The 19823-nt window shown below is 63.4% G+C and carries 17 protein-coding genes and 3 tRNA genes; 5 read left to right on the plus strand and 15 right to left on the minus strand.

Annotated features, from left to right (window positions below):
• Positions 1–78 precede the first annotated feature (78 nt).
• Positions 79–1134: a hypothetical protein gene (locus CI15_RS11480; protein WP_062127796.1), complete on the plus strand. Its 1056-nt coding sequence runs from the start codon at positions 79–81 to the stop codon at positions 1132–1134.
• Positions 1135–1276: 142 nt separating this feature from the next.
• Here CI15_RS11480 and CI15_RS11485 read toward each other — a convergent pair.
• From CI15_RS11485 to uvrC, 5 genes are all read right to left on the minus strand, one after another.
• Positions 1277–1350, minus strand: a tRNA-Cys gene (locus CI15_RS11485).
• Positions 1351–1479: 129 nt separating this feature from the next.
• Positions 1480–1555, minus strand: a tRNA-Gly gene (locus CI15_RS11490).
• A 63-nt stretch (positions 1556–1618) separates the two neighbouring features.
• Positions 1619–1694 (minus strand) — tRNA-Gly (locus CI15_RS11495).
• Between the two features lie 190 nt (positions 1695–1884).
• Positions 1885–2478: a CDP-diacylglycerol--glycerol-3-phosphate 3-phosphatidyltransferase gene (gene pgsA, locus CI15_RS11500; RefSeq protein ID WP_062127799.1), complete on the minus strand. Its 594-nt coding sequence runs from the start codon at positions 2476–2478 to the stop codon at positions 1885–1887.
• Between the two features lie 156 nt (positions 2479–2634).
• Positions 2635–4866: an excinuclease ABC subunit UvrC gene (uvrC, locus tag CI15_RS11505; RefSeq protein WP_062127800.1), complete on the minus strand. Its 2232-nt coding sequence runs from the start codon at positions 4864–4866 to the stop codon at positions 2635–2637.
• Between the two features lie 227 nt (positions 4867–5093).
• On the opposite strand from uvrC, the gene earP reads away from it, so the two are divergent.
• The 4 genes from earP (at position 5094) to CI15_RS11525 (ending at position 9286) form a co-directional block, all read left to right on the plus strand.
• Positions 5094–6287, plus strand: a complete 1194-nt coding sequence (gene earP, locus CI15_RS11510) for an elongation factor P maturation arginine rhamnosyltransferase EarP (RefSeq protein ID WP_062127802.1) — start codon at positions 5094–5096, stop codon at positions 6285–6287.
• Positions 6288–6676: 389 nt separating this feature from the next.
• A complete protein-coding gene (efp, locus tag CI15_RS11515) occupies positions 6677–7234 on the plus strand; it encodes an elongation factor P (RefSeq protein ID WP_062127804.1) in 558 nt (185 codons plus the stop codon).
• A gap of 272 nt (positions 7235–7506) precedes the next feature.
• Positions 7507–7713, plus strand: a complete 207-nt coding sequence (locus CI15_RS11520; protein ID WP_062127806.1) for a CsbD family protein — start codon at positions 7507–7509, stop codon at positions 7711–7713.
• A gap of 190 nt (positions 7714–7903) precedes the next feature.
• On the plus strand, positions 7904–9286 hold the full coding sequence (locus tag CI15_RS11525) for a sigma-54-dependent transcriptional regulator (RefSeq protein WP_062127808.1): 1383 nt from the start codon (positions 7904–7906) through the stop codon (positions 9284–9286).
• Positions 9287–9397: 111 nt separating this feature from the next.
• On the opposite strand, the gene nagZ is transcribed toward CI15_RS11525, so the two are convergent.
• From nagZ to CI15_RS11575, 10 genes are all read right to left on the minus strand, one after another.
• On the minus strand, positions 9398–10426 hold the full coding sequence (gene nagZ / locus CI15_RS11530) for a beta-N-acetylhexosaminidase (protein WP_062127810.1): 1029 nt from the start codon (positions 10424–10426) through the stop codon (positions 9398–9400).
• Positions 10427–10499: 73 nt separating this feature from the next.
• Positions 10500–10967 (minus strand): holo-ACP synthase, encoded by a 468-nt coding sequence (gene acpS, locus CI15_RS11535; RefSeq protein WP_062127812.1) that lies wholly within the window; start codon positions 10965–10967, stop codon positions 10500–10502.
• A gap of 23 nt (positions 10968–10990) precedes the next feature.
• Entirely contained in the window at positions 10991–11755 is a 765-nt protein-coding gene (gene pdxJ, locus CI15_RS11540) for a pyridoxine 5'-phosphate synthase (RefSeq protein ID WP_062127814.1), read from the minus strand.
• Positions 11752–12657 (minus strand): DNA repair protein RecO, encoded by a 906-nt coding sequence (recO, locus tag CI15_RS11545; protein ID WP_062127816.1) that lies wholly within the window; start codon positions 12655–12657, stop codon positions 11752–11754. Before recO ends, pdxJ begins: the two co-directional genes overlap by 4 nt.
• Entirely contained in the window at positions 12644–13543 is a 900-nt protein-coding gene (gene era, locus CI15_RS11550) for a GTPase Era (RefSeq protein WP_062127818.1), read from the minus strand. The genes recO and era overlap by 14 nt, the downstream gene beginning before the upstream one ends.
• A 54-nt stretch (positions 13544–13597) precedes the next feature.
• The gene (rnc, locus tag CI15_RS11555; RefSeq protein ID WP_075643691.1) at positions 13598–14875 is read right to left on the minus strand and encodes a ribonuclease III; all 1278 of its coding nucleotides are present in this window, start codon (positions 14873–14875) and stop codon (positions 13598–13600) included.
• A 185-nt stretch (positions 14876–15060) separates the two neighbouring features.
• Positions 15061–15954 carry a signal peptidase I gene (gene lepB / locus CI15_RS11560; RefSeq protein WP_062127822.1) on the minus strand — a complete coding sequence of 298 codons (894 nt, stop codon included), beginning with the start codon at positions 15952–15954 and terminating at the stop codon, positions 15061–15063.
• Positions 15955–15972: 18 nt separating this feature from the next.
• Entirely contained in the window at positions 15973–17766 is a 1794-nt protein-coding gene (gene lepA, locus CI15_RS11565; RefSeq protein WP_062127824.1) for a translation elongation factor 4, read from the minus strand.
• A 230-nt stretch (positions 17767–17996) separates the two neighbouring features.
• A complete protein-coding gene (locus CI15_RS11570; RefSeq protein ID WP_062127826.1) occupies positions 17997–18269 on the minus strand; it encodes a glutaredoxin family protein in 273 nt (90 codons plus the stop codon).
• The gene (locus tag CI15_RS11575; RefSeq protein WP_062127827.1) at positions 18266–19795 is read right to left on the minus strand and encodes a DegQ family serine endoprotease; all 1530 of its coding nucleotides are present in this window, start codon (positions 19793–19795) and stop codon (positions 18266–18268) included. The genes CI15_RS11570 and CI15_RS11575 overlap by 4 nt, the downstream gene beginning before the upstream one ends.
• Positions 19796–19823: the final 28 nt, after the last annotated feature.

Here is a 19823-nt window from a genome sequence, read left to right on the forward strand (position 1 = left end):
CGCTAGAATAGTACCGCCACACACGGGATTGACGACAGCAATAATCACGATATAAATCGGAAAGAAAACAAAATACAAATGAAAGACTACAAAAAGCGAATGGTAATTAAGCCTGCCATTCTGGCGGTATCGAGCGCGTTGGTATTGTCCGCATGCGGCGGAGGTTCCTCCAGCAATTCGGGATCGACGGCAAGCACCTCGAATCTGAGCGATGCGCAGAAGAACTATGAGAGCTTTGCGCTCACGTCCAACGGTGGATTGCATTTCGTGGAGGGCAGCCTCTCGTTCAGCACGAGTTCGGCGGGCGCGCTGTCTGTCGGTTCGAGCAGCACGTTTTTCACCACGGACTCCAGCATTGCTCAAAGCCCTTCCACGGGCATCCAGTCGATGATTGCCGGGACTACTTCGCTCTCGTCGACGCTCAAAGTAGGCACGGTCAGCAATGGACGTCAGGTCGTCAATGGCACGGTGTATGTCGGCGCGGTTCCAGAGCAAGCGAGGGTCAGCTACGCGGGACCGAACGTGCAGGTCGACTATCTGGCAACGGACGGCAGTACCGTCATGCGCACCCTCCTCGGCACCAGTTACACCGTCGTTTCGCTGAGCGGACTGATTTCCGCGTCGCCGTCCGAACTCTTCACGAATAGCGCGTTGGGCCTGATCACGAATACGATCAACGGGCAGCCCCTGTACAACGCGCAGGCAAACTGGCAAGCAGGCGCCGCCTACATCAAGGTGGTGCGGCAAACAGTCGGAGATGAGTTGTATACCTACGACTGCGCTTCACCATCCACGACAGGCAATAGTCCAACGCCCTGCTCGGCAACGATCTCAACGCTGGAAAGTTTCTTCCCCTACGCGAGCACGACGGACGGCAAGACCTACCAGCTATCCGATGGCCAGATCGTGACGTTGCAGGGCGTTCGCGCATGGGTGGCCAATAGTGTTCTCGGCGGCAGTACGACCGACTATCGCGTGTACTACCAGTACAACGGCGGCATTTACGCGGGTTACATGATCAGGAACGGCACGACAGTGCAGATCGCACCGCTCGGCGGGGGGACGCCGCAACAGAACTACTACTTTCTGAACAACGCTGCGGTACAGTCGATCAAATCCGCGCTCAACTTCTGATCGATTCGACAGCGTGCCTGCAACACCCGCTCGGATCGACCGATCCGATCTAGTTGATCGCGACGTTTCAACAAAGTCCGGCGAAAAGGCGCAGAAAAAAGAAAAGCCCCGACTTGTCGGGGCTTTTCTTTACTTCAAAGACTGGAGGCGCGAGCCGGAGTCGAACCGGCCTAAACGGCTTTGCAGGCCGCTGCATAACCGCTTTGCTATCGCGCCACAAGCGGACTGGAACCTGGAAACGGGTTCGCAGATTTATCTGGTGGTCACCAGAAGAACCGAAGCTCTGGAATATTCAGAACAAGCGGCCTTCCAAACAAAAAGGGAAGCGTCGCTTCCCCTGATGTATGGAGCGGGAGACGAGGCTCGAACTCGCGACCTCAACCTTGGCAAGGTTGCGCTCTACCAACTGAGCTACTCCCGCATTGAACTGCTTCACACCGCGCTGCGTTTTTTACTTCGCCGGACAACGCGATGCTTCGAAAACTGGAGCGGGAGACGAGGCTCGAACTCGCGACCTCAACCTTGGCAAGGTTGCGCTCTACCAACTGAGCTACTCCCGCATTGAACTGCATTTACTTCTACTGCGTCTCCGGTGTTTCGCGTTGCGTGCATCGGAGAAACGAGATTATGGAGAAGCGCCTGAAACGTGTCAACCCCTTTTCCCCACCTCTTTTAAAGAAATATTTCGCTCGTTGTTGCGCGGGGTTCGAACACACTTTTGCGCTCCCACGCGGCCCGTCTTTCACGCCGTCACGCGATGCCACCGCGCTCGCGAATCTGCGGCCACGCGAGCTTCATGTAGTACAGCATCGACCAGATCGTCAGGAACGCAGCGAGATAGATGAGCCAGAGACCCCACACGCGGGTGTCGACCGTCACACCCCCACCGAGTGGCAGCGGACCATAGAACAGCAGCATCGGGATCGCGACCATCTGGCACGCGGTCTTGAACTTGCCGAGCGAATTCACCGCGACGCTCTTGGAAGCCCCGATCTGCGCCATCCATTCGCGCAGCGCCGAGATGGCGATTTCGCGTCCGACGATCACGAGTGCAATCGCCGAATCGATCCGCGTGAGTTGCACGAGCACGAGCAGCGCCGCGGTCACCATCAGCTTGTCGGCGACCGGATCGAGAAACGCGCCGAATGCCGAGGTCTGATTCCATTTACGGGCCAGAAAGCCGTCGAACCAGTCGGTGAGCGCCGCGAGGATGAAGATCGTCGCGGCCGCAAGATTGCGGTGCGCGGGGCTCATCATCATGTCGGGCAAATAGAACACACCGACGACGAGCGGAATCAGCACGATCCGCAGCCAGGTCAGGAAGATCGGGAAATTAAACGGCATGGGGCAGGCGCAGCGTCTGACGAGTGAGTTGCAATTGTGCCGTGTCACAAGGCCTGCCACAAGCAAGCGAGCGCGGGCGTGGCCGCGCCCGACCGGCAAGCGGGCCGCGCCAGATGCATGGTTCGTGCAGCGGGGGCGGCGGCACGAGCCGTCGCTTCAGTGCAATTGCCGGTAAATCTGCTCGGCGAGCGCCTGCGAAATACCTTCGACACTCGCGAGATCCTCGACGCTCGCGGCCACCACGCCGCGCAAGCCGCCAAAGCGCGCGAGCAGGCGCTGACGCCGTTTCGCCCCCACACCTTCGAGCTCTTCGAGCCGCGAAGTCTGGCGCGTCTTGCCCCGTTTGGCGCGCATGCCGGTGATCGCGAAGCGGTGAGCCTCGTCGCGGATCTGCGCGACCAGCATCAGCGCGGCGCTTTCCTTGCCGAGTTCGAGCGGCGTGCGCCCGTCCGCGAAAACCAGCGTCTCGAGACCGACCTTGCGCCCCTCGCCCTTCGCGACGCCGACCAGCATGCCGGTATCGAGCCCCAGCTCCGTGAAAACCTGCCGCGCGATTTCCACCTGCCCCTTGCCGCCGTCGATCAGGACGATGGTCGGCAGCACGCCGCCGGCCGCGGCCGGCTCGGCGGCATCGGCGGCAAGCGACGGATCGGCGGCCGCGTCGCTTTGCGATTCGGCGGCCTCGTCGCTCGCATTCGCGGCGGCCTGCGCGACCATCTTCTCGTAGCGGCGCGTGAGCACCTGACGCATCGCCGCGTAGTCGTCGCCGGGCGTGATGCCGGTGATGTTGTAGCGGCGGTACTCGGACGACTGCATCTTGTGATGGTGATAGACGACGCACGACGCCTGGGTCGCCTCGCCCATCGTGTGACTGATGTCGAAGCACTCGATGCGCAGATGCGCGAGGTCGTCGCACTCCATGCTGAGCGTATCGGTCAGCGCGCGCGTGCGCGCCTGTTGCGAGCCCTGCTCGGAGAGCAGGCGCGCGAGCGCGAGCCGCGCGTTCTGCTCGGCCATCGCGAGCCACGCGCGGCGCTGACCTTGCGGTTGACGCAGCACGCTCACCTTGTGGCCCGCCTGCTCGATCAACACGTCGACGAGTTCGCGCGCCGGGGCATGGCTCACCACCAGCACCGGCGGCACGCGATTGCCGAGGTAATGCTGCGCGATGAACGCTTCGAGCACTTCGGATTCGACGCCGCCCGGCGCGCGGCTTTTGCGACGCTTCGCGGTGAGGGCGGATTCCGGGTTGTCGTCGGCGCTTTCGTCGGCGCTTTCGTCGCTGACACCAACCGCGGTCGCTTCGGCAACTTCGTCGCTGGCCTCGGCGTCGCTGGCCTCGGCGTCTTCGTCTTCCGGCGGCAGGTCCTGCGCGATCGCGAGCGCATCGGCCGTGGTGCTCGCCGCCGCGGCCGACGGCGCGACCACGCGCCGATCCGCCGCTGCGTCTTCCTGTTCGGTTTCGTCCTCGAGCCCGCCCTCCTCCGCCGTCAACGCGCTCTCCACGTGCGTGGGAAAGTACGCCTTGTCGCCGAGGTGCCGTCCGCCGCGCACCATCGCGAGATTCACGCAGACGCGGCCGCCCAGCGCGACCACCGCGAGAATGTCGACGTCGCTATCGCTGCCGACTTCGATCGCCTGCTGATGCAGCACCGTCGACAGCGAACTCATCTGATTGCGCACCGCCGCGGCCTGCTCGAACTTCAGCTCGCTCGCGAACGCATGCATCTTCTGCTCGAGCTCCTTCATCACCTCGCCCTGGCGGCCGAGCAGAAAGCGCGACGCATTGGCGACATCGCGCGCGTAGTCCTCTTCGCTGATGTTCGCGACGCACGGCGCCGTGCAACGGCCAATCTGATGCAGCAGACACGGCCGCGTGCGATTGTTGAACACCGAGTCTTCGCAGGTGCGCAGCTGGAACACGCGCTGCAGGATCTGGATACTCTCGCGCACCGCCCACGCGCTCGGGAACGGGCCGAAGTACTGGTTCTTGCGATCGACCGAGCCGCGGTAGTAAGCCATGCGCGGAAATTTATGGCCGGTCAGCTTCAGATACGGATAGGACTTGTCGTCGCGAAACAGGATGTTGTAACGCGGCGCGAGCGCCTTGATCAGATTGTTTTCGAGCAGCAGCGCCTCGGCCTCGGAACGCGTGACGGTGGTCTCGATGCGCGCGATGCGCGTGACCATCATCGCGATGCGCGGCGACAGCTGCGTCTTCGTGAAGTAGCTCGAGACGCGCTTCTTCAGATCGCGTGCCTTGCCGACATAGAGCACCGCGCCGCTCGTGTCGTAATAGCGGTAGACGCCGGGCAGATGCGGCAATTGGGCGAGCACTTGTTTCGGCTCGAACGTCTCGGGGGCGTCGGTTGCTTCGGGTTCGGTCATGCGGGGTCGATTGGGTGGGACGGTCTCGCGCGGCCTCGTCGATTGTGCCGCCCGGTGCGCGGTAGCGCGCACCGCAGGCCGTGTCGCGCGTCGTACCATGCGGCCCGCGGGTCGGGCAAAGGGCGCGCGCGATCGCGAGCGAGGCTTTAGAATCGCCAGTTTAGAACATTCCGCGTTCGTTCGAACCCGCTCCGCGTCGCCGGAGCCACCCAGCCAGCCGAGCCGCCATGTCCGCCGTCGCGCCCGTTTCCGGATCACCCGCCGCCCCTGCCGGCCCGATCGCCTGCGATATTTTCTGCGCGGTGATCGACAACTTCGGCGACATCGGCGTGTGTTGGCGCCTCGCGCGCCAACTCGCGGGCGAGCATGGCTGGCAGGTGCGGGTGTTCGTCGACGATCTGCATGTGTTCCAGAGGCTGTGCCCGTCGCTCGCGCCCGAGCGGGCGCGGCAGACGGTCGAGGGCATCGTTATCGAGCATTGGCACGAGCCGTCCCATGCGGGCGATACGCTCGAAGTCGCCGATGTCGTGATCGAGGCGTTCGCCTGCGAGCTGCCGCCCATCTATATCGCGGCGATGGCCGAACGCGCGCGCGCGCCGCTGTGGTTCAACCTCGAATATCTGAGCGCCGAGGACTGGGTCGCCGATTTTCATCTGCGGCCGTCGCCGCACCCGCGCTACGCGCTCAACAAGACCTTCTTTTTCCCCGGACTCGGCCCAGGCACCGGCGGCGTGTTGAAGGAGCGCGATCTCGACGCGGCGCGCGCCGCGTTCGAAGGCTCGCCGGCCGCCCGAGCAGACTGGTGGCGCAGCGCCACCGGCCACGCGCCGCCGCCCGCCGACGCGACCGTCGTGTCGCTGTTCGCCTACGAAAACCCGGCCGTCGACAGCCTGCTCGAACAATGGCGCGACAGCGCCAGCCCGGTCGTGCTGCTGGTGCCCGAAGGACGCATTTCCGGCGCGCTCGCACGCTTTTTCGAGTTGCCGTCGTTTGCCGCGGGCAGCCATGCGACGCGCGGCAACCTTAGCGCGCACGCCCTCGCGTTCACGGAACAGCCCGGCTACGACGCGCTGCTATGGGTGAGCGACCTCAACTTCGTGCGCGGCGAGGATTCGTTCGTGCGGGCGCAGTGGGCCGCGAAGCCGTTCGTCTGGCACATCTATCCGCAGGCCGATAACGCCCATCTGCCCAAGCTCGACGCCGCACTCGCGCACTACACGCGCACGCTGCCCGCCAACGCGCGCGCCGCGCTCGAACGTTTCTGGCATGCGTGGAACGACGCGGGTCAGCCGGACTGGGCGGACTTGCATCGCCACTATCCGGCGCTGAAGCGGCGCGCCGCCGCCTGGGCGCTCGAACTCGCGCAAGTCGGCGATCTCGCCGGAAATCTGACCTCGTTCGCAAAAACTCAGTTAAAATAAGCGGTTATCCAACGGCCGACGACGCAAGCGCGGCACGATTCGAGCAACAACCCCGTGGTCAGCCCGGCTGACCAGTCCCCGTGGAAAAACACAGCACGCATCCCGATCGTCAGATTGGGCACGCGAATGTCAAAAAAGGGACGTATGTTGGGGTGTGCTGCAGATCGGCGCCACTCGTGTACACGCCCGCACAGGGTAAAAATCAGGTAACGGACAGGCGGAAATGCCGTGGCAGAGCGCCGCGAGCTACCGCCGCGAGCCGGCCCCGTTTCACGCATCCCGGCAGTGCCGCCGCTTCATGCGGCAGGTGGTGGGTGAAACGCCGAAATCGCTTGCGCCGTATGCCGTTGAGCAACAGTTAAGCTATTTATCTCGTACAGGACAGTTTTATGAAGACCGCACAGGAACTCCGCACCGGCAACGTCGTGATGATCGGCGCAGACGCAATGGTCGTGCAAAAGGCCGAATACAACAAATCGGGCCGTAACTCCGCCGTCGTCAAGATGAAGTTCAAGAACCTGCTGACCGGCGCAGGCATGGAAACCGTGTACAAGGCGGACGACAAGTTCGACGTCGTCGTGCTCGAGCGCAAGGAAGTGACGTACTCGTACTTCGCCGACCCGATGTACGTGTTCATGGACGCCGACTACAACCAGTACGAAGTCGAAGCCGAAATGATGGGCGACGCGCTGCACTACCTCGAAGACGGCATGGCTTGCGAAGTCGTGTTCTACAACGAGAAGGCGATCTCGGTCGAACTGCCGACCACGCTGGTTCGTGAAATCATCTACACGGAACCGGCTGTCAAGGGCGACACGTCGTCGGGCAAGGTGCTGAAGAACGCCAAGCTGAACACCGGTTTCGAACTGCAAGTGCCGCTCTTCTGCAACATCGGCGACAAGATCGAAATCGACACGCGTACGCACGAATACCGCAGCCGCGCCTAAGCGCCTACCTGCGTCAACCCCGCCAGCGCCGGCGCCCTGCCGGCCTGCACAAAAAGCGCTCAATTTTGGGCGCTTTTTCTTTTCTGTCGCGCCGTGTATGGTTTAGGAAAACTTTACCGGCACGTTTCTCAAAATTGCCATCGCGACATCCTGGTTTCCCGTCGGGCCCCCGGCAAGCCCTTGATCCATTTCAGCTATGTTTTTTGGCACGATCCCTGCTTGATCGAGAGTTACGCGACTACCGCTAATTTTTCCAGCACGGGAGAGGCACCATGAACAACGACATCGCTGAAGGCAAATGGAAACAGATGGTCGGCAAGGCAAAAACCGCATGGGGCGAACTGACGGACGACGAACTGACCAAGGCCGAAGGTCGGGCCGACAAGCTCGCTGGCCTGATCCAGGAACGCTATGGCAAAACCCGCGAACAGGCGGAACTCGAAGTGCGCCGTTTTTTCGATAGCAACCGGGATTTCTGACAAGACCCGTGAAGGAACTACAGGCACCGGCCCGTGCGAGTCACACTGCAGTGTCGGTCGGCCATCGTTTCTTCACCGCCCAAGGACCAGTCGTTTAGCCCTGTCATCGAGCCCGCCAGAGCCCGCGGTGCGCACCCTCAGTGTTGACGGCGCGCCGGGCATTTAACCCATTCATAAAATTGCGCTCGCCATGCCACACGCCCTGATTGTTGAAGACGATCCCAATAGCCTGTCCGGTCTGTCGGCGATCCTCGCCGCCGACGGCTTTTCCGTCGACACCGCGACCACGCTCGCCGAGGCCCGCGCCGCACTGACGCGCTTTATTCCCGACGTCGTGCTCGTCGACCTGAATCTGCCGGACGGCAGCGGCCTCGACCTGTTGCAGCATCTGCCCGCGCATCCGCCGGGTGGCGCGCTGCCGGTGATCGTGATGACTGGCAATGCGACGGTCGAGAGCGCGATCGAGGGCTTGCGGCACGGCATCTGGGACTATCTGCTGAAGCCCGTCAACATCCCGCGTCTGCGCAGCCTGCTCGCGCGTATCCCGCGGCCGTACGAGTTGACCGAGGAAGTGCAGGCGCTGCGCGCGTCGCTGCGTCAGCTTGGGCGGTTCGGCTCGATGCTCGGCCGTAGCGGCACGATCCAGCACGTGTACGACTCGATCGAGCGTCTGGCACCGACCGAAGCCGCGGTGCTGATCTCCGGCGAGGCCGGCACCGGCAAGCAAACCGCCGCGCGCACGCTGCACGACATGAGCCGCCGCCGCAAAGGCCCGTTCGTCGCGTTCGATTGCCGTAGCGCGGCAGCGGGCGGCCTCAATCGCTCGCTCGACAGCGTGCTGTTCGGCCACGAACGCGGCGCATTTGGCGGCGCTGATCAGCGTGAGCCGGGCCTCTTCGAACAGGCGAGCGGCGGCACGCTGTTCATCGACGAAATCACCGAACTGCCGCGCGCGCAGCAGGAAGCGCTGTTGCGGGCACTCGACTCGCAAACGTTCATGCGCGTAGGCGGTACCAGCCAGATCGTGACCGACTTCCGGCTGATCGCATCGACGCGCAAGCCGCCGCGCGCGGCAGTCGCGGACGGCACGCTGCACCAGGACCTCGCACTGCGCCTCGAAGCCGCCGCGGTCGCGTTGCCGCCGCTGCGCGAGCGTGGCGAGGATCCGGTGCTGATCGCGCTGGCGACCGTCGACGAACTGAATCTGCAAGCAACCGGGCGCGGCACGACCGAGGTCGCGAAGCAGGCAGGGCCGCACTTCCTGCGCGAATGCCTCGCGTACGACTGGCCCGGCAACGTGCGCGAACTGCAGGAGCGCGTGCGACGCGCCTACCAGGCATCGGGGGACGTGATCGAGTCGTTGCGCGCCGACGAGGCGGGCACCGCGAACGGCCGCGATCTGAACGGCAGCCGCGTGCAGGTAACGGTCGGCACGCCGCTCGCGGACGTCGAAGAAATGCTGATTCGTGCGACGCTCGACGCGGTCGGCGGCACGCGGCATCGCGCGGCGTCGTTGCTCGGGATCAGCCCGAAGACGCTCTACAACAAGCTGCAACGCATGCGCTTGAACTGAGAAATCGAATGGCGCGTGCCGCGGCGGCTTGCTGAAGCTTGCCGGCGGCCCGTACCGTTCGAAGCGTACAAAAAAATGGCGCCTTGAGTTACTTCAAGGCGCCATTTCCATTCAGGCGAACGCACTGCGCAACAACCTCTGCGCTTCGGCGTACCGCGGCTCGGCCATCAGCTTGCTCCAGGTGAGCGCGTCGCCACGCGGCCGCATGCGTTTCAGACGCCGCCGCGATTCCTTCGACGGTGTGACGCGCAGCGCGTCGAGCACTTTCTCCGCTTCGTCCGGCTGGTTGCAGATCAGGACCATGTCACACCCGGCCTCCAAAGCGGCCGCCGCGCCTTCGGTCAGCGTGCCGCCCTGGCGCGCGGCTTCCATCGACAGATCGTCGCTGAAGATCGCGCCTTCGAAGCCCAGCTTGCCGCGCAGGATGTCCTGCAACCAGATCCGCGAGAAGCCGGCCGGCTTTGCATCGACCTGCGAATAGACGACGTGCGCGGGCAGCACCGCGCCCAGCGACAAACCGAGCCAGTCGTACGGCGCGACGTCGTTGCCGAGGATCTCGTCGAGCGGGCGTTCGTCGACCGGCATCGCGACGTGCGAGTCCGCCTGCGCGAAGCCGTGCCCCGGAAAGTGCTTGCCGCAATTGCTCATCCCGGCGAGCGCGAGGCCGTGATTCAGGCTCTTCGCGAGCAATGCGACCACGCGCGGATCGCGATGAAACGCGCGATCGCCGATCACCTGCGAGTGTCCGTAGTCGAGGTCGAGCACCGGCGTGAAACTCATGTCGATGCCGCACGCGCGCAGTTCCGCGGCGAGGATATAGCCGACCGCAGTCGTCACCTTGGTTGCGTGCAGCACGTCCTGGTCCCACAGCGCGCCGAGCTTGCCCATCGACGGCAGCACCGTGAAGCCGTCGGTGCGAAAGCGCTGCACGCGGCCGCCTTCGTGATCGACGGCGATCAGCAGATCCGGGCGAATCGCGCGAATCGAATCGGTCAGCGTGACCAGTTGTGCCCGGCTCTCGTAGTGGCGCGCAAACAGGATTACGCCGCCGGTCATCGGGTGAGCGAGACGTCGTTTGTCATCGCGGTTCAGCGTTTTGCCGACCACGTCGAGCATCACCGGTCCGAGTGTGGTTTTCATCGAATTCCGCTGGAAAGGAGTCTGAAGCAAAGACGAACGCGACCCGCAGAGGCCGCGTTCAAGATTCTAGGTTCTATTCAGTGGCGGAATGCGCGGACGCGGCCCGCGACGCCGATGCAGCCAACGCGGCCTTCTCCCCGCCCGCCCGCTGCGTCTCGGCGATCACGAACGACACCGCGTAGTCGCGCTCGTCGCTGAGCGTCACGCGCGCCGTGATGCCGCGCGCGTCGAGCCAGTCGGCCAGCTCGCCGGAGGCGACCACCATCGGCTCGCCGCTCGGTTGATTCAGCGTCTGCAGCGCGCGCCATGTCATCGGCCAGCGCATGCCAAGGCCGATCGCTTTCGAGAACGCCTCCTTCACCGAGAAACGCGTCGCGAGAAACGCGAGACCGCGCGCCGCCGAGCGGGCGTGGCGCGCGTGGTAGACGCGCAGTTCGTCGGGACCCAGCACCTTCTCCGCGAAGCGGCCATTGGTGCGAGTCATCACTGCCGCGACGCGGCTCACCTGAACGATGTCGGTGCCGATGCCATAGATTGCCATGCGTGCGTCCGCCGCCGAGTGCGTTACGCGCGCGCGCCGAGACGCGCGGCGACCATGATCGCCTTCATCTCGCGCACCGCGTTGTCCCAGCCCGCGAAGATCGCGTGCGCGACGATCGCATGGCCGATATTGAGTTCGACGATGCCATCGATCGCCGCGATCTGCTGCACGTTCGTGTAGTGCAGGCCGTGGCCCGCGTTCACCTTGAGGCCGAGCGTCGCGCCGAATTCGACCGCGCGCACGATGCGCTCGTATTCGCGCTGCTGTTCCGCGGGATCGTGCGCTTCCGCATAACGGCCGGTGTGCAGCTCGATCACCGGCGCGCCGGCTTCGTGCGCGGCGCGAATCTGCGTTTCCTCGGGGTCGATGAAGAGCGAGACGCGCGAACTCGCGTCCGCCAGTTGCTTGCACGCGGCGCGCACCGCCTCGAATTGTCCCGCGACGTCGAGACCGCCTTCGGTCGTGAGCTCCTCGCGCTTTTCCGGCACGAGACACACGTCGTGCGGTTGCACTTCGCAAGCGATGTCGAGCATTTCCGGCGTAACCGCACATTCGAGATTCATGCGCGTTTTGAGGAGCGGACGCAGCTTGCGCACGTCGGCGTCGACGATATGCCGGCGGTCCTCGCGCAGATGCAGCGTAATCACATCGGCGCCGGCTTCTTCGGCCATCAGCGCGGCGCGGATCGGATCGGGATAAGACGTGCCGCGCGCGTTGCGCAGCGTGGCGACGTGGTCGATGTTCACGCCGAGGTCGATCACGGTCGGCGAAGTCAGGAAGAAGCTCATAAGTTCTGCAGGTCGATCAGGATCTGGCGGGTCGCAAGCGGCGCACCACCGAGATAGGTGTTGAGCAGGAAGCGCATCAGCGTTTTGCTTTGCGCCACGGTCTGCGCTCGATGGTAATCGTCCTTTTCCATATCGAGCAAGGTTTGTCCCGACACCACCGGCCACTGCGCGGGCCATTCGTCCGATGCCTCGCGGACGCCGCGCTCGGGATCGAACACGTAGCGGCCGTCGGCGAGCACCGCCTTGCGCGCGACCGTGCGATCGAGCGCCATGGCGTAACCGGTCTCGCGCAGCAGTACGCGCTCGAACGAACGCAGCACCTGCACGGGCGGCTCGTCGTGCGCGAGCCGCGTCAGCGTGACGACGTAGTGATGGAACAGTTGAGGATGCGGATCTTCGCGCGCGCAGAAGCGCACCAGCAGTTCGTTGACGTAGAAGCCGCATAGCAGCGCGTCGCCCGCCAGCGGCAGCATGCCGCCGACCCATTCGGCACCAGTCAGCGTGCGCATTTCGGATTTGCCCGACCACGCGAGCGAGAGCGGCTGGAAGGTTTGCAGCACACCGCGCAGCGCGGAGTGCGGGCGCTTCGCGCCTTTCGCGACGAGCGCGAGACGGCCGTGATCGCGCGACAACACGTCGATGATCAGACTGGTCTCGCGATACGGGTAGCTATGCAGCACGAACGCGGGCTGCTCGGCGATGCGGTATTCGGATGCGGGGGTGCGCGGCGCGCGACGCGCCGGCGTTTTACGCGGCTCGCCGGCGTCGGCGGACGCGCTTTTCGTGCTTTTTGCCGCGACGGGAGATTTCCTCGCGCTACGTGCGGGCCGTGACGGTTCGTGCTCCGGATCGTCCGGAGCCGTGTCTGAATTCAGCGTCATCCACGCGTCATTCGTACCCATACGCACGAAGCCCGGCTTCGTTGTCGGCCCAGCCGCTCTTCACCTTGACGAAGGTCTCGAGATACACCGGCCCGTCGAACAGCTTCGCCATGTCGAGACGCGCCTCGGTGCTGATCTGCTTCAGCTTCGCGCCCTTCTGGCCGATGATCATCGCCTTGTGCATGTCGCGTTCGACGAGGATCGTCGCGAAAATGCGGCGCAGCCGCCCTTCGGTCTCGAACTTGTCGATCAGCACGGTGCTCGTGTACGGCAGTTCGTCGCCGGTCCAGCGGAAGACTTTCTCGCGCAGGATTTCGGCGGCAAGGAAGCGCTCGCTGCGATCGGTCAGGTCGTCCTCGCCGTAGATCGGCTGGCCTTCCGGCAGGAACGGCTTGACGGTCGCCATCAGACGCTTGATGTCGTCGGGATTATTCGCCGACAGCGGCACGATCTCGTTGAACTCGCGCAGCGTGCTCATCTGCTGCATGAACGGAAACAGCGAGCCTTTATCCGACACGCGATCGAGCTTGTTCGCGATCAGCAGCGTCGGCGCCTTCGGCGGGATCAGGTCGAGCACCTTCTGGTCGTCAGGGCCGAAGCGGCCCGCTTCGATGACGAACAGGATCGCGTCGACCGAGGTCAACGTCGAGGTGACCGCGCGATTGAGCGAGCGGTTCAGCGCGCCGCTGTGTTTGGTCTGGAAACCGGGCGTGTCGACGAAGATGTACTGCGCGTCTTCGAGCGTGTTGATGCCGGTGATGCGATGGCGCGTGGTCTGCGCCTTGCGCGACGTGATGCTGACTTTCTGGCCGACCAGCGCGTTCATCAGCGTGGACTTGCCGACATTGGGACGGCCGACGATCGCGACCATGCCGCAGCGAAAACCAGTGGGAGTGGGAGCGTTCATATTCGGACTACGGCAGGTTCGGTTCGGCGTGCGCGACGCGCACGCCGATAGCAATCAATGGCCCGCATCGGCGACGCGCGTGTGCACCGCGCCGGCGACACCGGGTTCGTGTTCGGCAGCTGCCGGGGTCGCCGAGGCGACTGGCACCGACGCTGCGCCAACGGCCGATGCCGCCGCGCCCGGCGCGGCTTCGCGGCTGCGCTGGCGCTCTGCGCCGCGCGCGTGTGACGGTGCGTCGGCTTTGAGATCGGGAGTTTTGTCGGCTGCGGATTTTTCGGCCGGCTTGTCGGCAGGTCTTTCGCCCGCGTGGACCGGAAGCTTCTCGGTTCTCTCCACCTTGTCGGACTTCTCGGCGCGCTCAGGCTTGTCCTGTCCGCTGTACTCGACATGCGCGGCTCGGATCACGGCCAGCGGCGCACCGATGGTACCCGGCGCGGCGCGCTCGGCTGCAGGTTTTTCAGCGGCCGGCTTGTCGGCGTGGGTTTCGACCGCGGCAGCCGCGCGCCCTTCGCCCCGTATCGTACCGCGCTCGTTTTTGCGATCCGGTGTACGCAAATCCAACGCGGCCTGCACGCCGGTCACCCCCGGCACGATTTCCTGCTCGACGTTTTTCGCGGCCCGCGCGCCCTTCGAGCGCTTCGGCTTCGCGATCACGGCGGGCGCCGCGGCCATCACCTCGTCGAGCGCCTTCTTGGCGGCCGCCTGCTCCGCCGCGCGACGGCTCGCGCCCGAGCCGGACACCTTGACGTCCAGCTTCGGCACCGTGCATTCGACTTCGAACTGCTGATTGTGCGCTGCACCATGCGTAGCGACGACCGTGTAGGTCGGCAACGCGATCTTGTGGCCCTGCAGATATTCCTGCAGCAGCGTCTTCGCGTCCTTGCCGAGCGTACGCGGGTCGATATGGTCGAGAATCGGCACGTAAAGGCGTTTGATGACCGTCTGGGCGGCCTCGAAGCCGCCGTCGAGGAAGATCGCACCGAGCACTGCCTCGAGCGTATCCGCGAGAATCGACGGCCGCCGGAAGCCGCCGCTGCGCAGTTCGCCCTCGCCGAGCCGCAGGCCCTCCGAAATATTGAGCGCCTGAGCAATCTCGTACAGGGACTGCTGTTTCACCAGATTGGCGCGCACCCGCGACAGGTCGCCTTCGTCGAGTTTGCCGAAACGTTGGAACAAAAGCGCAGCCACCGCGCAATTCAGAACGGAGTCGCCGAGAAATTCGAGCCGTTCGTTATGCGTGGAGCTATGACTGCGGTGTGTCAAAGCCTGGCGCAGCAATTCCGCATTGCGAAATTCGTAGCGCAAACGGCTTTCCAACGGAGATAGGGGCATGGGCAGAGTATAACGCGGGCGCATGACCCGGCGGAAACGCGGGGCGCCAGCGGAAAAAGCGTGGTGAAGCGACGTTACCGCGAGTTCTTAAAGTGGCATGACAACACGCCGCGACCGAGATAACCGAATGCCGGTTATTCGCGCGGCGTGTGAGAAGCGATCATGAAGCGATCAACGCATGCGACTCACTGGAAGGAGCCGATGCGACGCAGATCGCTGAAGTTCATCCAGATGAAAAATGCGCGTCCAACGATATTGCGTTCCGGCGCAAAACCCCAGTATCGGCTATCCGCGCTATTGTCGCGGTTATCGCCCATCATGAAGAAATTGCCGGGTGGCACCTTGCAGATCACACCACGCGCGTTGTACTGACAGTTGTCGCGGAACGGATAGTCTTCCGCGCCAACGATGAACGGCGGCACCGCCGGATTATTCAGAATCGCGTTCTTGCGGCCGTCGAGATCTTCCTGGAACTGCTTCGCGTAACCGAGACGCTCTTCGTCGAGATAATCGGGCAGCGCTGTTTCAGGCACCGGCTTGCCGTTGATCGTGAGCTTCTTGTCCTGATACTCGACCACGTCGCCCGGCAGACCAATGACACGCTTGATGTAGTCGACCGATTCGTCCTTCGGATAACGGAACACCACCACGTCGCCGCGCTGGACCGGACGGCCCTGCGTGATCTTCGTGTTGGTGATCGGCAAACGAAGACCGTATTCGAATTTATTGACGAGGATGAAGTCGCCCACCACCAACGTCGGCACCATCGAGCCCGAAGGAATCTTGAACGGCTCGACCACGAACGAGCGCACGACGAACACCACCAGAATCACCGGAAAAAAGCTCGCCGTATATTCGAGCCACCACGGTTGGCGCAGCTTGTCGTCGCGCAGACGCGCGCGCGTTTGCGCGGCGTTTTCATCGGCGAAACGCTCGCCGACGCGTGCCTGCTGACGATCGAATTCGGCGACCGCGGCTTCCGCCTCACGGCGCCGTTTTGGCAGAAAAACCAGTTTGTCCGCGACCCATGCGAGACCCGTCAAAACGACGAGCACAAAAAGAATCAGCGCAAAATTCATAGGGTTCCGTTATTCAACTTATTTGTCTTCGACACGCAGAATAGCGAGGAAAGCCTCTTGCGGGATTTCAACCGAGCCCACTTGCTTCATACGCTTCTTGCCTGCCTTCTGCTTTTCGAGCAGCTTCTTCTTACGCGTAATATCGCCGCCGTAGCATTTTGCCAGCACGTTCTTACGCAACGCTTTAATGTTCTCGCGCGCAATAATGTTCGAACCGATCGTGGCCTGAATCGCTACGTCGTACATCTGACGCGGAATCAGCTCGCGCATTTTCGCCGCCACTTCGCGGCCGCGGTACTGGCTTTGCGAGCGATGCACGATCACCGACAGCGCATCGACCTTGTCGCCGTTGATCAGCATGTCGACCTTCACGACGTCGGACGCGCGGTATTCCTTGAACTCGTAATCCATCGACGCATAGCCGCGCGAAATCGACTTCAGACGGTCGAAGAAATCGAGCACGACTTCGCCCATCGGGATTTCATACGTGAGCTGAACCTGGCGGCCGTGATACTGCATGTTGATCTGGTTGCCGCGCTTTTGCGTACACAGCGTGATCACCGCGCCGACATAGTCTTGCGGCATGTACAGGTTCACGGTGACGATCGGCTCGCGCACTTCCTCGATCTTCGAAGGCTCCGGCATCTTGGCCGGATTCTCGACCATCAGGGTCGTGCCGTCGCGCTGCAGGACTTCGTAGACCACGGTGGGCGCCGTCGTGATCAGGTCCATGTCGAACTCTCGCTCGAGACGTTCCTGCACGATTTCCATGTGCAACAGACCGAGGAAGCCACAGCGGAATCCGAAACCAAGCGCCTGCGACACTTCCGGTTCGTACTGCAGCGACGCGTCGTTCAGCTTCAGCTTTTCGAGCGAGTCGCGCAACGCGTCGTACTGGTTCGCTTCGACCGGGTAAAGGCCCGCGAACACCTGCGGCTTCACTTCCTTGAAGCCCGGCAAGGGCGCCGCCGCCGGCTGGTTCACCAGCGTGACTGTGTCGCCGACCTTCGCCGCCGCGAGTTCCTTGATGCCGGCGATGATGAAGCCCACCTGCCCCGCGGACAGCGACTCGAGATTCTTCGACTTCGGCGTGAACACGCCGATATGTTCGACCGGATACTGCGCGCCGGTCGCCATCAGCCGAATCTTGTCCTTCGGACGCAGCGTGCCGTTGACGATGCGCACGAGCATCACGACGCCGACGTAGTTGTCGAACCACGAGTCGATGATCAGCGCCTGCAGCGGTGCTTCGGGATCGCCCTTCGGCGCCGGCACTTTCGCGATCAGTGCTTCGAGCACGTCTTCGACACCGAGACCCGTCTTCGCGCTGCAGTGCGTGGCGTCGGTCGCGTCGATGCCGATCACGTCCTCGATTTCGGCGATTGCGTTTTCGGGGTTCGCCGCCGGCAGATCGATCTTGTTCAGCACCGGAACCACTTCGACGCCGAGTTCGATGGCCGTGTAGCAGTTGGCGACGGTCTGCGCCTCCACGCCCTGGCTCGCGTCGACGACGAGCAGCGCGCCTTCGCACGCGGACAGCGAGCGGCTGACTTCGTACGAGAAGTCGACGTGCCCCGGCGTGTCGATCATGTTCAGGTTGTAGACCTGACCGTCGCGCGCACGATACGTCAACGCGGCGGTTTGCGCCTTGATGGTAATGCCGCGCTCGCGCTCGAGATCCATCGAGTCGAGCACCTGAGCTTCCATTTCGCGGTCGGACAAACCGCCGCAAATCTGGATGATGCGATCGGCGAGCGTCGACTTGCCATGGTCGATGTGCGCAATGATCGAGAAGTTACGAATATGATCCATTCAGTGCCGATCAAGCGAAAAGGCGCGCCCGGACAATAGCGGAGCACGCCTTGTAAGTAGGTGAAAAACCTATCTATTTTAGCCGAAAAGCCCCTCGGCCGGCGCATCTTCCGAAGCGCGCGCCGAAAGACGGCGCAGAAGATGCGAGAAATTTGCCGTGGGTATCGAAGTAGGTCCCGGAAATAGGCCCCGCAAGTCAGCCCCGGCAAGACGCGCAAGGATCGCGCGAATCAGGGGGCCACAACGGCACGCGACGCATGTGCGGCCAATGCAGCCCGCACGCGCGCTTCGTCGAGATGGTAGTGGCACAACTCGACGCCATCGTCGACCAGCACCGGTACCAACTCGTTGTAGCGCGCTTCGAGCTGCGGGTCGCTGTCGACGTCGATCACCGTCAAGTGCGCGCCGAACTCGGCCAGCAACGGCTCGAGCGCAGCGCGCATGTCCTCGCACAGATGGCACCACGCGCGCCCGTAAAGCGTGAGCGATGCCGTCTTCGTCATTTTTGTGCGCCGCGCGGGCGGATCGGTACAAACTGCGTGTTGTCGCCACGGCGAACCAGCAACGCGACCATCTTCTGCGGATCGAGGTGCGAGGTCAGTTCGTCGAACTGCTTTGCGCTCGTCACATCCGTATCGCCGACCCGCAGGATGATGTCGCCCTTCTGGAGACCGAGACGCGCGGCTGGACCGTCGACCGCGTCGATCTGCACGCCGTTCTGAATCTTCAGCGCTTTCTGCTGATCGGCGGGAATGTCACTGACAGCGATGCCGAGTGCGTTCGTCGCGCGTTGCTTCGGCGCCTGCGGTTTCTTCTGATCCGCCTTCGCGACCTTGTCCGGCTGCATTTCAGCGATCGTGACGGGCAGCTCGTGCATTTGCCCCTTACGCCAGACCGTGACCGTCGTCCTGGTGCCCGGCTTCGTGTCGCCGACCATGCGCGGCAGGTCCGTCGCGGTGTCCACCGGATGGCCGTTGAACTTCAGGATGATGTCGCCCGGTTGGACGCCGGCCTTGTCGGCCGGGCCGCCCGGCTCGACGCTGCTGACGAGCGCGCCCTGCGCCTTCGGCAAACCGAGCGAGTCGGCGACGTCCTTTGTCACTTCACCGATCGCCACGGCGATGCGGCCGCGCACCACTTTTCCGGAGCTCTTCAGCTGATCGGCCACGCGCATCGCTTCGTCGATCGGAATCGCGAACGAAATGCCCATGAACCCGCCGGTGCGGCTGTAGATCTGGGAATTGATGCCGATCACTTCACCCTGCATGTTGATCAGCGGACCGCCCGAGTTACCCGGATTGACGGCCACGTCGGTCTGGATGAACGGCAGGTAGTCGCCGGTGTCGCGCCCTTTCGCGCTGACGATACCGGCCGTTACCGTATTTTCGAGCCCGAACGGCGAACCGATCGCGACGACCCATTCGCCGACGCGCACTTTGTTCGAATCGCCGATCGTGATGGTCGGCAAGTTCGACGCGTTGATCTTCACGACCGCGACGTCGGTGCGCTCGTCGACGCCGATCAGCTTCGCCTTGAATTCGCGCTTGTCCGTCAGCGTCACGTAGATCGTGTCCGCGTCGTCGATGACGTGCGCATTGGTCATCACGTAGCCGTCCGCCGACAGGATGAAGCCCGAGCCAACTCCGCTGTTCTGTTCGGGGTCGGTGTTGTCCGGTGAATCGGGGCTACCTCCGCTACCGCCGCCACTGCTACCGCCGCCCCCGCCACCACCGTTATCGCCGCCATGCGGCGATTGCGGCGACTGCGGCAACGGAATACCGAAGAAACGACGGAAAAACTCCGACATGTCGCCGTCGTCCATACCTGGCGGCAAGCCTCCGCGGGAACTGCCGCCCGACACGCGCGTTGTCGTGCGAATGTTGACGACCGCCGGGCCGACCTTGTCGACGAGGTCAGTGAAGTCGGGCAGATTGGCGGCGGGAGCCGCCGACGCCATATGCGGCACAAGCGGCAAACACGCCGCCACCACTACGGCTGCGAGGAATTTGCGCACCGAGAAAGTCGTCATATCGTAGCAAGCCGAGGGATTTCAGGAT

It is taken from the genome of Paraburkholderia monticola (assembly GCF_001580545.1).
Classification (GTDB): Bacteria; Pseudomonadota; Gammaproteobacteria; order Burkholderiales; family Burkholderiaceae; genus Paraburkholderia; species Paraburkholderia monticola.

Excerpts from the sequence above, each read along its gene's own strand:
- CI15_RS11480 (WP_062127796.1), top strand. The coding sequence starts at position 79 with ATGAAAGACTACAAAAAGCGAATGGTAATTAAGCCTGCCATTCTGGCG.
- pgsA (WP_062127799.1), bottom strand. The coding sequence starts at position 2,478 with ATGCCGTTTAATTTCCCGATCTTCCTGACCTGGCTGCGGATCGTGCTG.
- uvrC (WP_062127800.1), bottom strand. The coding sequence starts at position 4,866 with ATGACCGAACCCGAAGCAACCGACGCCCCCGAGACGTTCGAGCCGAAA.
- earP (WP_062127802.1), top strand. The coding sequence starts at position 5,094 with ATGTCCGCCGTCGCGCCCGTTTCCGGATCACCCGCCGCCCCTGCCGGC.
- efp (WP_062127804.1), top strand. The coding sequence starts at position 6,677 with ATGAAGACCGCACAGGAACTCCGCACCGGCAACGTCGTGATGATCGGC.
- CI15_RS11520 (WP_062127806.1), top strand. The coding sequence starts at position 7,507 with ATGAACAACGACATCGCTGAAGGCAAATGGAAACAGATGGTCGGCAAG.
- CI15_RS11525 (WP_062127808.1), top strand. The coding sequence starts at position 7,904 with ATGCCACACGCCCTGATTGTTGAAGACGATCCCAATAGCCTGTCCGGT.
- nagZ (WP_062127810.1), bottom strand. The coding sequence starts at position 10,426 with ATGAAAACCACACTCGGACCGGTGATGCTCGACGTGGTCGGCAAAACG.
- acpS (WP_062127812.1), bottom strand. The coding sequence starts at position 10,967 with ATGGCAATCTATGGCATCGGCACCGACATCGTTCAGGTGAGCCGCGTC.
- pdxJ (WP_062127814.1), bottom strand. The coding sequence starts at position 11,755 with ATGAGCTTCTTCCTGACTTCGCCGACCGTGATCGACCTCGGCGTGAAC.
- recO (WP_062127816.1), bottom strand. The coding sequence starts at position 12,657 with ATGGGTACGAATGACGCGTGGATGACGCTGAATTCAGACACGGCTCCG.
- era (WP_062127818.1), bottom strand. The coding sequence starts at position 13,543 with ATGAACGCTCCCACTCCCACTGGTTTTCGCTGCGGCATGGTCGCGATC.
- rnc (WP_075643691.1), bottom strand. The coding sequence starts at position 14,875 with ATGCCCCTATCTCCGTTGGAAAGCCGTTTGCGCTACGAATTTCGCAAT.
- lepB (WP_062127822.1), bottom strand. The coding sequence starts at position 15,954 with ATGAATTTTGCGCTGATTCTTTTTGTGCTCGTCGTTTTGACGGGTCTC.
- lepA (WP_062127824.1), bottom strand. The coding sequence starts at position 17,766 with ATGGATCATATTCGTAACTTCTCGATCATTGCGCACATCGACCATGGC.
- CI15_RS11570 (WP_062127826.1), bottom strand. The coding sequence starts at position 18,269 with ATGACGAAGACGGCATCGCTCACGCTTTACGGGCGCGCGTGGTGCCAT.
- CI15_RS11575 (WP_062127827.1), bottom strand. The coding sequence starts at position 19,795 with ATGACGACTTTCTCGGTGCGCAAATTCCTCGCAGCCGTAGTGGTGGCG.